8 protein-coding genes are annotated in these 16,660 nt (G+C 33.4%); 6 read left to right on the top strand and 2 right to left on the bottom strand.

From position 1 onward, the window contains the following. Window positions 1–8: 8 nt before the first annotated feature. From AVL50_RS01920 to AVL50_RS01895, 6 genes are all read left to right on the top strand, one after another. On the top strand, window positions 9–3,362 hold the full coding sequence (locus tag AVL50_RS01920; protein WP_157491104.1) for a hypothetical protein: 3,354 nt from the start codon (window positions 9–11) through the stop codon (window positions 3,360–3,362). A 25-nt stretch (window positions 3,363–3,387) separates the two neighbouring features. Beyond that, window positions 3,388–10,641, top strand: a complete 7,254-nt coding sequence (locus AVL50_RS01915; protein WP_062614787.1) for an RHS repeat-associated core domain-containing protein — start codon at window positions 3,388–3,390, stop codon at window positions 10,639–10,641. Next, the gene (locus tag AVL50_RS01910) at window positions 10,625–11,092 is read left to right on the top strand and encodes a hypothetical protein (protein WP_062614786.1); all 468 of its coding nucleotides are present in this window, start codon (window positions 10,625–10,627) and stop codon (window positions 11,090–11,092) included. The genes AVL50_RS01915 and AVL50_RS01910 overlap by 17 nt, the downstream gene beginning before the upstream one ends. A gap of 178 nt (window positions 11,093–11,270) precedes the next feature. Next, window positions 11,271–12,944, top strand: a complete 1,674-nt coding sequence (locus AVL50_RS01905) for a hypothetical protein (RefSeq protein ID WP_157491103.1) — start codon at window positions 11,271–11,273, stop codon at window positions 12,942–12,944. A 45-nt stretch (window positions 12,945–12,989) separates the two neighbouring features. Next, complete coding sequence (locus AVL50_RS01900; RefSeq protein ID WP_157491102.1) at window positions 12,990–13,442, top strand: hypothetical protein; 453 nt, start codon at window positions 12,990–12,992, stop codon at window positions 13,440–13,442. A gap of 156 nt (window positions 13,443–13,598) precedes the next feature. Beyond that, a complete protein-coding gene (locus AVL50_RS01895; protein ID WP_157491101.1) occupies window positions 13,599–14,123 on the top strand; it encodes a hypothetical protein in 525 nt (174 codons plus the stop codon). A gap of 719 nt (window positions 14,124–14,842) precedes the next feature. Here the strand turns inward: AVL50_RS01895 and AVL50_RS01890 are convergent. Both AVL50_RS01890 and AVL50_RS01885 read right to left on the bottom strand, forming a co-directional pair. Further along, the gene (locus AVL50_RS01890) at window positions 14,843–15,961 is read right to left on the bottom strand and encodes an NAD(P)/FAD-dependent oxidoreductase (RefSeq protein WP_062614782.1); all 1,119 of its coding nucleotides are present in this window, start codon (window positions 15,959–15,961) and stop codon (window positions 14,843–14,845) included. Between the two features lie 3 nt (window positions 15,962–15,964). Beyond that, complete coding sequence (locus AVL50_RS01885) at window positions 15,965–16,660, bottom strand: methyltransferase domain-containing protein (RefSeq protein ID WP_062614781.1); 696 nt, start codon at window positions 16,658–16,660, stop codon at window positions 15,965–15,967.

Below are 16,660 nucleotides of genomic sequence, written 5' to 3'. Positions count from 1 at the left end.
TTTCTAACATGTTAAAATCTCATTTAACGGTAATGGGGTTTCTGTATTTTTTCTTTTTTATAAAGGGAAATGTAGAGGCTCAACAATACCCATTGGATAATATATATCCACTGTCACCAGAATCAACAGGATTATTAAGTATATCTGAACAGAAAATTAGTGCTTCAAATGGCACATCTAACTTTTCAATTCCTCTTGGTACTTTTAAAGAAGGAAATCTCGAAGTTCCTATCACACTATCTTACAATAGTGAAGGTAATAGGGTTAATAATGTGCCTGGTTGGGTAGGGCTTGGATGGACATTACAAGCAGGTGGTTCAATCACTAGACAAGTAAATCATATCCCAGATGAATCAGCTTCTGGAGCTTATTGGGAATCTAGTAATATGGATAAAATACAGCAAATTAAAGAAGTAGCTTGCGATGAGGTTGTTCCTGTGTTTTCAGATGATGCCAAATATTATTTATATAAAGGATTTGTTGATGGTAATTATGATAGTCAGCCTGATATTTTCACTATCAATTTACCCAACATAGTTGCTAAGTTTTCATTCGGGCCAAGTAATGATTTAGCTTTAGAATGTGATAAAAAAATTACGATTGAAAAATTTTATGAGCAAGGAAAGCTGTATAAGTTTATTGTAAAAGATATTGACGGAACATCTTATGTATTTGGTTCTGCTGATTTAGACGGGTTTGTAAGTGAAAAATTTATTGAGAAAACTTCAGGAGTAGCCACAGCATGGCTATTAAGAGAAATCATTAGTAATGATAAAATAGATAAAATTGAATTTACCTATGGCAATACAGTGACGAAAAGAGTATCAATTACAGAATATTTGGATTATACCCATGGTTCAGGAGGTCAAATAACAAATGTTTTTGAAGAAAAATTTAGTAAAAAACCCGATTACCCTTTAGGCTTAACTATTAATCAGAATAAATCTTTTATTAGTGGAAATAGTAGACTAGAAACCATTTCAGGAACTAGAACAAAAAACTATGTGTCATTTAATGCTGTAAGAAATAGAAGAGATGGAGATGATTATTTGGCTGATGCTGAAACAGCTGATATTTATAATGAATATTTTTTAAGTAGTATTGATTTTTATAAGAGTATTAATAGTAGTTATTTGAAATATAACAATTATGAATTTAAATACAATTATACAGGTTTAGATGAAGTTGTTGATGACCACGATAAAGAACAGTTTTCAAGAAACAAAAGGCTTTTTTTAAAAGAACTTCATAATTCAATAAGTGAGGGTGATTCTAGAAAATATGAGTTTTTATATAGAACTTCCTATCCTTACCATATACCTGATTACTTATCTAAAAGCGTTGATTTTTGGGGCTTTAGCAATGGTCAGGGGAATACAACACTTATAAAATATCCAAGAAGTATAGAGCCTTTAGGTTATTTTAATAATAGGAATTCTAGTGAACGTTATATGAAAATGGGCATACTAGAAACGGTAAAATATCCTACAGGCGGAAAGGTGAAATTCAATTATGAGGCAAATAAAACTACAACGTATGTACATAATATTACAGAAGAAGATGTTTTACTTAGAAAGGATTATTCATATGTTATGAACCTTTGTAGTGAAGAAGAATCAGAGAATAAATGTCCAGGTGATTCATTTAAAATCAAGAGTAATAGAAATACTCAAGTTGAATTTAGATTTTTATTACTTGGCCCTCAAAAAAATACTGAGACTTTTTTTGAATTAAAAAGATTAAAACCTAGAGTAGCCATATTTAAGAATGGGGAGCTTCTAGAAAGGAAGGAATTAGAAGAGAATTTAGAGAAGACTGAACAAGTCCATACTGGAGTAGGTTTCCCAAACGATGACGTAATAGCTTATGCGACTCACGAATTAATAGATGAGAATGATGAAATTGAAGTGAAACTATATTATGATAATAAATATAACCCAGAATTTACAGGTAGTTTGGCAATTTATCTTTTATATGAATATACGTATCGTGAAAAAAATGACGATAGTGGGGTAAAAGAAACGACAATTGGAGGGTTAAGAGTAAAAGACATAGAATATTTAGATATTAATGATAAAGTTCTCAAAAAAGTAAGCTATGAATACCCGAATCCAATGATAAATCATAGCTATAATTTCTTGACTAAACATCAATGGTGGCAAAGAGCATCTAATGCAGGGAATACGGTCCAGCTCTTTAATATAAAGTGGGACTTCGAAAGAATTTCATCTTCGAACAATTCAGCAATTTTCGGTAGTAATGTCTTAAGTTATTATGGTGTTGATGAGATTTTAGAAGGTAATGGTTCTACATATAATAGTGTGATCAATCAGCCTTTTCAGAATACCTCAGTTAATCATGAGGGTTTAATCTGGGAGAAAAATTTCTTCCCATTTCCATTAGCATTTCATTCTAATCCGAATAATGGAAAACCATCTTCAACAAGAATTTTTAATGAAGATGGAGAATTGGTGCAAAGTAGTGCAAATGTATATGGGACTGTTATTAATAAAACTCTACCATGTATTACTTTAAAGCAAAGAGTATATTATGGAGGTTTGATCCAAAGAGGTTCAACATCATTAAATGAAATATTTCCTGTTGTATTTGATAATTGGAAATATCAGACAGGCACTCTATTAGAGAGTATTCAAAAAGAGACTAAAAATGGTAATCAATTTGAGGTAAGGACAAAAAACGAATATTATTCAGATAATTATCTTCTTAAGAAGGTCATATCAAGTGATGAAAATACAACGCTAGAAACAGAGTATTTTTATTTGAATAACGATGATTTGGATAGTGATATCAAAACTGACTTATTAAAAAATAATGAAATAGCGAACCCAACAAAAATTATTAACAGAAAAAATGGTGATGTTATTCAAGTTCAAAAGAATGAGTTTTCAAGAGATTTAGCCACTGAATATCCAAAGATTAGTGATTTTTATACAAAGGTAATTGATAAACTTGAATGGAAATTAAATTCAGCAAATACTTGGAGTAATGGGAGGTTACAAAAAAATATTGATGCATCAGGTATTACGACAATGGTTGTATGGGATGCAAATCTCATTCATCCAATCTTCATTATAAAAGGAGAGAATGTTGCAGAAAATATTGATCTTGGAAATATTGTACAAGGTTTAGATTCGTGGAAAGTATTAAGTGAAAATCATCCTGATCATATCATAAAAGGTTTTGTATATGGAGATGACGAACTTTTGATAGAAGAAATTGATGAGAATGGAAGAAGGTTGTACTTCACTTACAATAGCTTCAGAGAATTAGAGTCAATTAAAAATGATAAAGGTGAATATATATCATTATATGAATATAAATATCACACAGAAACTAAATAACTATCTACTTCAAATTATTTGATTCATGCTAAAAACAAAAAATATATTCTTGTTATCATTAATCATTATGATAATAGGAACTACAACATATGCACAAACAGTAAAACTTAGTGTAACAAATACTACTTGTTCTAGTATTTCACTTAAAGCAGAAGGTCCTGAATCCCGTTATTTAAGATTAAAAAGATTTAATGACTATGTTTCAGATTATGTTTTAATAATGGGTGGACAAGCTTCTTTTCAAGCGAGTCAATCAGGTGATTATCAAGTTGATATTTTTGACTGGCCTGGAAATAGAATAGGATCTTCTAATATTGTTAGTGCCTCATTAATTAGTGGACCTACTTGGTCAACACCAATCTTTACTGTTGGAAGTAATAAAGTATGTCCCAATTCTAGTACACCTTTAAGAGTTACAAATGCAAGTTCATTAGTCTCTTATTCTTTACAAAAATTAGAGGGTGAAACATATACAACAAAACAAACGATTTCAAACCAATCAGGTACAATAAGTTTTGCTTATTATGGAACTGGTAAATATAGAATTCGATCTTATGCTAATTGTTCTTCTGATAAATATTCAGCAGTTCAAGAAATAAAAACGTATGAATCGGACAAAGATTTAGTAAGTATTACTGGAAGTAGTTATTGTAAAGACAATGCAGCTCGTTCTGTTATAACCGTTAGTTTTGCTGATTATACTAAAGTTGATAGGACACAGAAAATACAAATTTATAGAGATAATACTTACCTTGCTGAAACCAATTTTTCCACCGCTAGTAATATGTATCAGTTCGACCTTGAGGGAGTTGGTACTTTTCAAGTAAGACTGTATTCTTCATGTGGTACAGAAATTGGCCCAACTGTATCAATAAGTAAACCAGAGAGACCAGATACTAATATTTCTATAAGTGTAGATGGAGGAACTAGTACTTATTTAGGTAATACAAAGACTATTAGATTAAACAACCCTAGTGGTGTAACAATTTCTGGTGAATGGTTTCTGATCAATGAAAAAACAGGGTCATCAACTTCTTTAGGCAGTGGCATAGGAAGTTATACATTTAATGAGGTTGGTAAATTTAAATTCCAATATGCTTATACTATAAGTGGAGGAAGTGGCAGTAATTGTTATTCAACTGAAAGCAAAGTTGTACTCTCACCAACGATTACTGTTTGTGAAGTATTAAAGCCGTTATCTCTAAATTATCAATCAGATCTTTGTGATGGAGAAACTACTTCAATTACTATCAATAATAGCCAAAAATATTGTTCTTATATTTTTAAGAAAGACGGTACTCTTATAAGTCATCTACAAAGTACAAAAGATGGAGTATTGAATATACCAGGTACCTTTTCTAAGGGTAATTATTCAATTGAATATAGTAATGAGTGTAATGATAATGAGGTTTTAGCGTTTAAAATCAATGAACATAAACCTCTAAAACAAGAAGATATAATTGTTAGAAGTGAATCATATTGTCTTAACAATGTATCATTAGGAAATATTTCAGTCACAAATCATTCTCAGTATACACAGACAGTTACAAAAGTAGAGATCTATGAAAAGGAAGGGGTTTATCCAATACAAGTGAGAGATCTTTTGGGATCAAACACCTCTTTTTTAGAGGTCTTCCATGATCTCCCAGTTGGAATTTATTATGCTAAAGTGTATGATAATGTATGTGGTGTTACAGAGTCAGATTTTATAGAAATAGAGGAACCAAATAGGGAAGATGCAGACGTTTCTGTTAATATTTCTGGTTCATCTACCTCTTGTATCAATACAGGTATGAGTTTTAGTTTGCAAGCGTCAGGTAATAGTAGTATTAATGTTACTGAATTAAACCTGATTAATGTAAATACTGGAGCAAGGAAAAGTTTGGACCCTTCTATAAGATATTACGATTTTAATGAAGAAGGAAGGTTCCAGTTTGAAGCGAAATGTTTTATCCAATCAGAGCAGGGGTGTTATAATCAAGATTTATTGACGGGTGTTTCTCCAATGATAACTATTGAGAAGCCAATTGTTATTCATAATATATCTCCCATTTTAACGCAAAATTTTGATGATTATCATATAACATTTTTAACCCAAGAAGGTATTAATTATCAATTAATGAGCAATACAATTGATTCTCCATCAGATGAACATGAAGTCATTAAAGGGGACGGAAATGAAGCTATTTTTGAGGTGAGCTGTCAAAATAGATATTGGGTTAGAAGTTTTGATTCAAATTCATGTGGACTTTTTGAAAAAAAATCGGATGAATTAAACAATATATTAGAGGTCCCAGAAATTGAAGTACTCGAGAGCAATATTGGGTTGTGTAATCATATAAATGGTCGAATTACTGTTAAAAATGCGTTACAAGGTATAACCTATCAGTTATTTAGAGAAGGTGAATTTTTGGATGAAAAAATAATGAATACTTCTAGGGAGGTTATTTTTAAAGACCTTGGAGAAGGGGAGTACTTTGTTAAATCTTATTGGAAAGACGTTTGTGATTTAGGTATTAGTCAAGAATCTCAAAAAGTTAGTATTAAAAGGTATTCTCTTTCTAATACAATAGATATAACAGGAGGCGTGGATGGTAAAATTTATAGAGGCTCTAAAATTACCTTAAGCATACCCGAACTTGATGAGATGCCTACTTTTATTTGGGAGACGTCTTACGATAATCAGAATTTTGAGGTATTCAAGAAAGGGACCTCAAATGAATTGACTTTTACACCAACTTCAGACCTTTATGTAAGGGTGAAAATCGAAGATTGTACAATTGGCGAGCAAGTCAGTAACTCAGTATTTATTGAATTATTGAATGATGATATTTATAGACCTATTTATCTATGGAAACATGGTCAAGATAAAAAGTTATATAAAAACAATTATAATGCTGAGTATGATTATTTTTGGCAAACAGATGATTCGGAACCAGATGATTCGAATGATGCCTTATATATTTTAAACCCATCTCCTGGTAAGTACTTTTTAAGAGCTAGACATACAGAGACTCAACAGTGGGCACCTACCTCTATAAGTTATTTGATTGAAAGCGAAATTTTTGATGTAGACCTTATTGATCAAGATTTAGATAATGATCAATTGAATTATAAGAAATCACATTCATTTAGAAAACCGATTTTAAAGGAGCTGGATGATATTGAAAAGGATATTTCTAAGGGAGTTATTTCTAAGGTAGAGTATTTTGATGGCTTAGGAAGGCCTATACAATCCGTCATAAAACAAGGAGCAAGAAATAAAGAAAATAATTATCTGGATATAATAATACCTAACGGTTTCGATAAATCGGGTTTTAACCCCAAAGAATTTTTACCCTATGTTAGTAATGGCAAAAAAGGTGAATTTATTCCTGATGCCATAGAAAAACAGGAGGAATATTACGGTTCAGAAAAGGTTTCTGAAGTAACAGACTTTCCATATACACTTAAGAAATTTGAAGCTACACCTAGAGGTAAGGCTGATAAATTTGGAGCACAAGGAGAAAACTGGGCAGGAACTTTAGGGGATACAAAAGAAGAAAAGGTCGTAATTGCAGTAGAAAGATCAAACTTGTTAGAAGATAAAATTATTGATTTTAAATCTATAGAGGTAGAATCAACTCCTAATCGAATCGAAATAGATTACCCTATAGAAGGTAATAAAGACGTGGTAGCAAAGGAGGAAATTATACTGTCTGATGGTTTTAGCTTTGATGGTAATACTGGTACCTTTAATGCAAGAATACTATCAAGTAAATTGAAATCTAATTATGACATTCCCTATTTTTCTTCTAATGAGCTAATGCTTTTTGAAACGTATGATGAGCATGGATTTATTACTACTCAGGTTAAAAATAAGTTTGGCCAACTCCTTTTAAAAAGAGTACAAGAGGGGGTAGATGAAAATACATCTTTAGTAACTTATTTTGATACCTATTACATTTATGATGATTATGACAACCTGATTTTGGTTATCCCTCCATTAGCGAGTGAAAATATTGCTTCTACCAATAAACTTTCTGATGAGGTTACTGATAATCTTTGCTATCAATATGAATATGATGATTTGAACCGAATGATTGCTAAAAAACTTCCTGGCAAAGGTTGGGAGTATATGGTATATGATCAGTGGGACCGATTGGTATTGACACAGGATGCAAACTTAAGATTAGAGAGTCAATGGTTATTTACAAAGTATGATGCTTTAAACAGACCAACAACAACAGGACTTAAAACAATAAGTTTAGCACTTTCAGATATTCGTGATAGTGTAGCAATAAATGGAAACCGATATGGCGTGGGGAGCTATCCAACAATAGAGGATGCTACTATTTTATCGGAAACGTTTTATGATAATTATGATTGGTTAGGCGAAGATTATGAATTTAAGGTGCCGGAGTTTGTATTTGACTTGGAAGAAGAAGAGGAGAATGAAGGTAAAGAAGTAATTACCCGGTTTGTTAGAGATGGAAATTATTCTATCAAAGGTAAAATAACAGGTAGTAAAGTTAGAGTATTAGGAACTAATGATTTTTTAACAACAGTTACCTATTACGACGACAAATATAGGGTAATACAGACTCTGACAGAGTCTTTGGCTAAAGGGAAAGAAAAAACAGAAGGACAAAGAAAGAAAAGAGATATTGTAACTACACAATATAATTTTGCCGGGGAAGTAGTTAAAACACATTTACTGCATGAAGGGTACAATGATCTCATGGTAACTATAGTGAAAGAAAATCAATATGATCTTACTGGACGTATTTTGGAGACAAAACAAACCGTTTCCCAAGAAGATGAAGAAGGAAAGGTCGATGTAGTGGAAGACATTACTACCTTTGAGTACAATGAACTTGGGGAGATGATCAAGAAAACGACAGGGACGGAGAATCAGCCTTTGGTGCATCAGTACGATTACAATATACGTGGATGGTCATTGGGTGTCAATAAAGGGGCAAATATCTCAAAAGATCAGCCTTTTGTTCAGGAACTGTATTACATTTCAGATCAAAATGAATCGTTAGGTGTGCCGGCTCAATACAATGGCAATATCGTAAAACAGTCATGGCAATCTTTTAATGACCCTATGAATGGACGTAGCTATGAATATACTTATGACCCGTTGAACCGATTGAAAAAAGCCAATTATATAGGGGCTGAAGGGGAAATGTATTCTGTTGCAGGTAATGATAATGGTATAAAATATGATGCTAATGGCAATATTTTAAATTTGTCAAGAGAAGGATACAGAGCTGCGGATCAGTCTCCGTCTTATGGTACTATTGACTTGCTTACGTATGAGTATTTACCGAACACTAATCAGTTGAAAAATGTCGAAGATGCTTCTAGTTATAGACCTTCTGATTTTAGGAAAGACAATAGTTTCTTTGATGCAGGCACAGGTGCTGCTTTCAGTTATGATGACAATGGCAACTTAGAAAAGGACGCCAATAAAAATATAGAAAGTATTAAGTACAATCATTTGAACTTGCCTGAAGAAATTACTTTTAAGTTAAAAGAGGGACATCAGGATAAAGTCATTTACATTTATGATGCAGCAGGTGTTAAATTGGAAAAGTATGCTTCTATAAAACAAGCAGACGGCTCCATCCAAAATGTGACCACTAAGTATATTGGTGGTTTTGTTTACGAAAGTAAAGGAGAAACAGATGAATTACAATTCCTACATACTGCTGAGGGACGTATTCTGACAGATAAATCAGGTGTGAAAACAAGGCTAGCACAAAAACAATTGTATCAGGAATACCATTATAAAGACCATTTAGGTAACCTTCGTGCTACTGTTCGTTTGGATGAGGTAGTGCTTGAAGATTTTGAAGATAATGTTTCAATTTTTGACTTTAAGGAAGGTGAAATTGTAGGGAATATTGGTGGTAGAGAAGGTTTGGTTCAAGAAGTAGGGAGCGGAAGTCAAGGAGCAACTCTAGAGCAAATAATACCACTTGAAGCAGGTGAAAAGGTATATGTAGGAGTAGATTATTATGTAAGCAATCATCACAAAAGTGTAGTAACACAATCTCAGACAAGCTCATCATATGATAATTCTTCTTTCAGTGATAACGGAGAGTCGACGAGAGAGGCGTCAAACAGAATTCAGATCGCCGCTCCTGTTCTATCTTTTGGAGATGAGCCTATTGAAGATGTAGATGCTTATTTGGAAGTTGAATTTTTTGATTTAAATAGAAATGCAACTCAGAATTCTGAGAAATTAAAGGTGACTACTGCAAATGCATGGAAAACAGTAGGGAAGTCCTTTGTTGCTCCAGAAAATACTGCAAGTATTAAAGTTTCACTTCATAATGCTTCTCCAACACTACCTGTTTACTTTGATGATATTACCATCACTTTTGATGACTATGTTGTTCAAGAAAACCATTACTATCCGTTTGGTATGAATATGGCCGGTATTGAGAAACAAGGTACACCGGATCATAAATTCCAATACAATGGAAAAGAGAAGCAGGAGGAAATTGGTTTTATCGATTATGGGGCGAGGCATTATGATGCAAGTTTGGGGAGATGGTTTGTGGTGGATCCAAAGTCAGAAGTATTATATTCTTTTTCTCCGTATTGTTATACCCTGAACAATTCTACTAACTACATTGACCCAGATGGAAAGTTACCTGTACCAGTTTTAGGTTTTTTACTAGGTGCTGGAACAGAGTATGCTGTTCAAGTGGCTGGAAATGTGATATCCACAGGCCTGTCAGTAGATGCTTTTACTAAAGATGTTGATTTTTCAGATGTATTTATAGAAGGGGCTGTTGGAGCAGTGACTGGTGGTTTAGGAAAAGTTAGAAAATTTAAAAAAATATTAAGTAATGATATTGTAGTTGATGGAATGAAGTCTGCTATAAAAAACGGAATTAACCTTGTACAAGGAGACATTAGTCCAGGAGAAGCGGGAATTCAAATCTTTGCAGATGTAGCATTATCTGTGGGAGGTAAGAAAATTAAAGATGGATTAGATGATATGGTCAATAATGCTTATAAAAAAGCTAGTCATGAACTAAAGTCAGCAAATGGACAAGTAAGTGCTTTACAGAAAAAGCTTTCAAAAAGTACTACTCCGAATCAGGTGCAGAGAAATACAAACAAATTGAATAAGGCTAAAAGTGTAGCTGCTGATAAAGCAAAAACAAATGCAGCAGCTGCAGCTGCCGTTATTGACAACTCTAGTGATAAGGTTAAGTTTGGTTATGGAGTTGCTACAAGTGTAATTAAAAATACCACAACAAATGAAATTAAGAAATAATAATGGGATACTACTTTCACTATTAATATATATATCTTTTATAATATTTTTTTTGACAGTTATAAGCAAAGTGTGTATTCCTTTATATAGGATGACTTTTATGCTAACTAATGAAATTATTATATTAAAGTGTACTAATAAAGAGAAAGTTTCTGGTTATGGTAAGGGTCAAGATTATATGTTGACATTTGAAGATGGTTTTGAAAAAGTAAAAAGCCCTTTTATGAAAGTTAAAAAAGGAACTGTTGTAGAATTTTATGTTAATGAGTTGGGAGAAAGATTTTATAAGGATGTCCATTTGTTTGAAATAGTATCTTCTATAGTAATAATTATATTGCTATCATTCTTACTTTATATATTTATACTTCTAATTATCGAGCTTTTTACATCTTATAGAAGCCCTTTATTAAAGAAATTAAGTAATATTTTATTTAAAGATGGTGAGTGTTAATCTCCCTCATTTGGGCTAGTTAAGTTCTAATGTCACTTAGAACTAACCTATCAAATAAGTTTCCAACTTATTACAATAAACCAAAAGAAGGTAGGTAAAATAACAAGGTCAATTTTTGATATGGTATTTATCAGAAATTGACCATTACAGCACAATAATCAGAAGCAAACACCAAAAAATGAGATACACACTCTTACTGTTTTTATTTTTTTCATTCGAGGTTTTGAATGCACAGACCTTTCCCTCCCTTTCCCAAATCAAACAACAGAAACAGCTTATACAACAACAGCAGTTGGGAGACAGTTTATTGCAGATGGGAAAAGTACCCCAACTGTTACCTTTTGTAGGAGGACGAGTAGGTATGTTATCGTCAGTCCCTGATTTCAACCCTGGGAAAGAAGGTGATAATACATTGCATCCTAATATAGCACCTTACCTTACATCCGGTATTAGTTACCGCTATTTACGTTGGGAAGCAGAAGCAGTGGTGGGGCTAAATGTTATGCTCAATACCGATTCCATAACATTAGGAATTTCAGATCGTTGGCTAGCAGAAGGGAAAGTAAAATACAGATTAGGCGAACAAAGAAAAGGGATGCTCAATGTAGGGCATGGATGGCAACCTAATACCAACTATATCAGTGTAGGAGGTGGTTATGCGTGGAAAAATAAAAAGGATAAAATCATTACACTGTATTCGGATGTTAATTATCACTATCAGCACAATGATTGGGGCGTATTGGCAGGGATTTCTATCGGTTTTGGAAAAAAAGGATTGGATCAAGTGATCAAAAGCAACCTCAATGGTTTTGATCCCAATCAAGAAACCCAAAGCCCAAATCTCAAGATGTTGGATCAATTCAAAGACATGCAAAATATGTCATTCACAGATGGCTTCAACCTTTTGACAAAAGCTTTGAATATAGGAAATACAGTCACTATAGAACAGCAAGATCCACTTAAAGTCACGTATTCTCCCTCCATACAGTTGCCTCTTAGTGATGCATGGAGTGTAGGTGTTGGTCCCAATATTTCCATGCAATATGATTCCTTGCAGACCAATTGGTCTTTTGGAGGTAGAGCGTTTGCTAGAGTACAACCCCATAAATACTTACCTTATTTGCAAGTAGAATATTCTGGGTTGTATGAACCCGATTCTCTTTCCTTTTCCAAAGAAGGCATTTCATCAGAAACAACTTCAAGTTGGAAAAGTGATATCTTGATAGGTGCCGGGTACTCTTTGCAGGTCGGAAAATTCTTCTCCATAGAAGCATCTGCAATGCGGAAAACCGGCTGGGTGGATCCAGTGGATGGAAATCCATGGCAATTTCAAATATCGACCAAAAAAGACTTACCCTTTGCGGACCCTGAATTAGATGAGTTTGAAATCCCTGAAACCACTATTGATTTAGGGAAGTTTCTCAAAGTAGGAGGGGGAATTAATATGACGTTAGGAGAAAACCCTGGCGTGGAGGCTGCTCCACAGTTTTATAAAGCAGTGGGGGCGAAAAAGAAAACCAATATTGGTATTTCACCCTTACTTCGTTATTCAAGAATTGAAGACAAAGATCTTTGGGTATATGGAGGCAGAGTGTTCACTCAATACACTCCTCTTAAAGGTTTGCCACATTTGGATGCAGAAATAGAAAGTATGAATGCTTCAGATCCTATTCAACCAGAGTATAAAAGACATTGGTATCCATCTTTTAGAGCAGGTACAGGTTACACCTTCCAATTTGGAAATTTCTTTGGTGTCAGTTTTCAGCTTCTTTATTCTTTCGTTTACGAAGAGAGATACAACCCTCTCCAAAATGACCCTTGGGTGTTCAGGATTGGATTTACTGGAATATGATTTTAAATTCTAATGTAAGAAGGTACAAACTTAAAAAAGTGAGATTTGAATAAGTTAATTTTTATTATGTTATTCACACTGCTATCGTGTAAATCAAAGGTTGTTAGTACTGAAAACAATAGATTTGAGGAATGTTTTTTTGTTCCTGTTGAGGCAACTACTCATGATAATTTAATAAATAATGGTTTTATTAAAAATGAGGATTACAATATTTATTTAAAGCAAAAAGGTGATACTAAGAATACTTGGCAAATCACAGCTTATCCTTTTTATACAAGTAATGATTCAGTATACATTAAGAAGGAGAGACTAATAAGTCTTTACGGAAATCCAGAACATATAATTGATAGTTTGCTTGATAAGAAATTTTTAAAAGAAAAAGCTAGTGTTAATTACGATAGTATTAGTGGTAAATACTTTATAACCAACTTGAAAAATCAAATTTTTGTTTGTGAATATTTTAATGAAAAAACTGTTCATATTTCATTTAAGTATTAAACCAAAAATAATATGAATTCGTGTTATTTATTTTTGTCTTAGTACTTAAGGAAAAAACAGAGAATAATAAGTAAACCTTCCCCATTATTCAGACTACAAAACCTTAGGCATCACTTGGGGCTTACTTTTTAGACAGCACTATTAAATACAATGGAAATGACACAAAATAGAATTAGAAGGCACCTCCTTTTCTTATTATTAGTGTTACTGATTTTTTTCAACAATACGATTTTAGCTCAAAATATTATAGGAGAAGGTGAATTAACGAAAACATCTAAATCAATACTTGATATGTTTCTTGATGATAAAAATGCAGGTGCCATAAAAAATACTGAGAACGTTATAATATTTCACTTTAAGAATTTAAATGTCAATACCATTGACACATTGTGTATTTATGATGGTCACAAAGAGAGTTATGATCTAAACAAAGAAAATTATGGGAAATACCGTGGATTCTTCATCATCATGAAAGGAAGTCCAGACCAATCCTTTTTTACTCATTTAGAAAAGGCTGAACTTGATTTTGAGAGTAACGTCAAAATTATCCCATATGAATATGAGTCTAGCTTGTATTATTATGTATTATATGACGATATTTCAATTATCAATAGGATTCGTTCTGATATAAGATTACCAGGTGTTTATTATGGTTATCCCCGACGTTTAAGAAAAGAATAAATTTCTTCACTTATAGAAGAATGCTGTTTTTAGAGAGCCTAAATAAATAATCAAGGCATTTTACGTATCTCTATCCAATTGAGATCGTCACCCTTCTAAAGGTGAGGTGTTCACCCTTATAAGGGAAGGGATCACAACATGTAAAGGGTAAAGAGGTGTACCTACTAAGGGTGAAGAGTGTTACCTTATAAGGGAGATGTCTATTCACCTTTACAATGTAGTAGTAATTAATACATTGTAAACTAAATTAAAGTATTTAGAAATCAGGAGATTTCTGATGATCTGAAAGGCACGAATGACGCTTACGCTTAACATTCGCGCCAGTGAGCTTTCTACTCTATTCATTGGGTAGTGCTCCCCTGGCCTTGAAGGGAAAAGCGTTAAGAATTTCATGTATTGAGCCGTTAAAAATGATTTTCTTGTTTGAGCTTTAGCGAGTTTAAAATCATTTAGGCGAGAGTAATGGAATTTAGCTTTTAACTTCTAAGCCTTGACTTTTTTGCTTCGTTTTTGTGTTAAGGCAAAAATGAAGAAGGCGATAGCTTGGAAGTAGAACATAAAAAGCTTGTAGAAAAACCGATTGAAAGTTGACGGTAATTCAGTTTAAAGTGTATTAATAAATGACTTTAATTACAACGCTTTCACTTGTCTAATTCCTTATGTTAGTCCTATTCTTAAAAGTTTACCCCTATCTAGAAACGTACCATCAAAATTCTTATCTAAAACACTTCACCGTGTGTAGCAGAAATAATCTTTTTTGTGGCAGTATCTGAACCTTTCAAGATTTGTAAGACAATATTGGTAATAAAGCTTTTGCCAAAAGACTGTTGAAGGAGCCTGCCTGCTCTGAGCCTTGTTTTGAAATGTACTTTCCATTGTTGGGCGTACGCATTATTCATTTCGCTCCAGCTTATTTTATCATTCAAAAACTGATCTAGGAGAGGAGCGATGATAACGCTGGCGTGCATTGACATACTCATGCCATTTCCGCAAAGTGGTGCAATTAGTCCTGAAGCATCACCAATCATAGGGATATTATTTTCGATGATGTCTTTCTTTGAAAAATCAATTTGAGCAATACTTAGCGGTTTTTTCCAGAGACGAGTATAAGTAAGGTATTTTTTGAGAAATGGATTTTTTTGAAGGATATTCTCCTCTAAAGCTTCAATACTTCCTTCACGATGGAACACTTTACCACTGACCATATAACACATGCAGAGTACATCATTTTCTACTTTTGAAAGACCACAATATCCGCCTTCAAAATTGTGCAACTCAATTTTAGGGTCATCAAAATTACCCTTTAAGTGGTACTTCACGGCTACAAAATGGTTGAGCCTTGATTTGCTGTCACTGAGGTACGATCTGTTGAGTTTGTGGTCAAGGTTGGACCTTTTCCCAAAGGCACCCACTACGCTTTTGGACATGTAGGTATCTTTCTGAGTCGTAATCTCCCAATAATCACTAATTTCATAGACAGCTTGTACTGTAGTTTTTGTCAGTACTGTTACACCTTTTTCGAGTGCTTTTTTGTACAGAGAATCGTCTAGTAAATATCTGCTGATTCCTATTCCTCCAGTTGTCAACTCACTTTCCAAATATTGACCATTGGGTGCACTCACTAGGAGTTGGGTGATTTTTGGGAGTTGAAGGGCTTTATCATCTATTCCTATTCTTCTTAGAAAATCCCAAGATTCTGTAGCTACATATTCCCCGCAAACTCTATGAAACGGATATTCTTTTTTTTCAATCAATAAAACTTTCCAACCGAGTTCAGCCATTTGAATGCTGAGGGAAAGCCCCCCTAATCCGCCACCTATTATAGAAACATCATACATTGTTTAGAAAATTAAAAGCCAACGGAATGCCCATTTCCAATACAATTTGTAATCGGTAATTTGAGCATTTTCCATAATATCTTGAATGTCTTTTTTAGAGAAACTTCTGGCTACCGAAAGGCAGGCGTCGTTCTTTACCAAGTAGGACCTTGAGAATACTTTAGTCAGCCACTTTATACTATAATACGCTAAAAAATGACGGTGTAAATCATTCATGATACAGCCTTTTGCAGCGTATTTTTTGATATTAGAGAAAAGCTCTGATAGTGCTTTTGAAGGCAAATGATGACAAAATAGACTACATACAATGATATCAAATGAAGTACTTTCCGTGAGATAGTCTCTATAATCAGACTGCACAAAGCGAATCGGTAAACCTCTGCAGTTTTCTGTCGCATATTGGATGCAATCTTCTTTCAAATCAACGCCCACCAATTCTAATTTATACTCTCCTCGAAACTCCTCATAAATGGCTTTTAGTGTATCACCTCCACCGCTTCCTATGTCTAGGATTCTTAAAGTCTGTCCCGTTGAGGAATTTTGAAGAATTTTTTGTATCCCCTCAAAAACCACTTGATAACCTCCTAAATGGGTGTTGATAAAATCGAGTTCCTTGAGGTTTTGATATAAATCAGGTGTAGGGATGAAAGGTTGGTCAAGTAGTTCTAGTTCATTGGAACGTGCTTCTAAGTTGATCAT

The organism is Flammeovirga sp. SJP92, assembly GCF_001583495.1.
In the GTDB taxonomy this organism is placed as follows: domain Bacteria; phylum Bacteroidota; class Bacteroidia; order Cytophagales; family Flammeovirgaceae; genus Flammeovirga.
The sequence above is the reverse complement of the archived record's forward strand: the minus strand, read 5'-3'. Positions and strand labels throughout refer to the sequence as shown.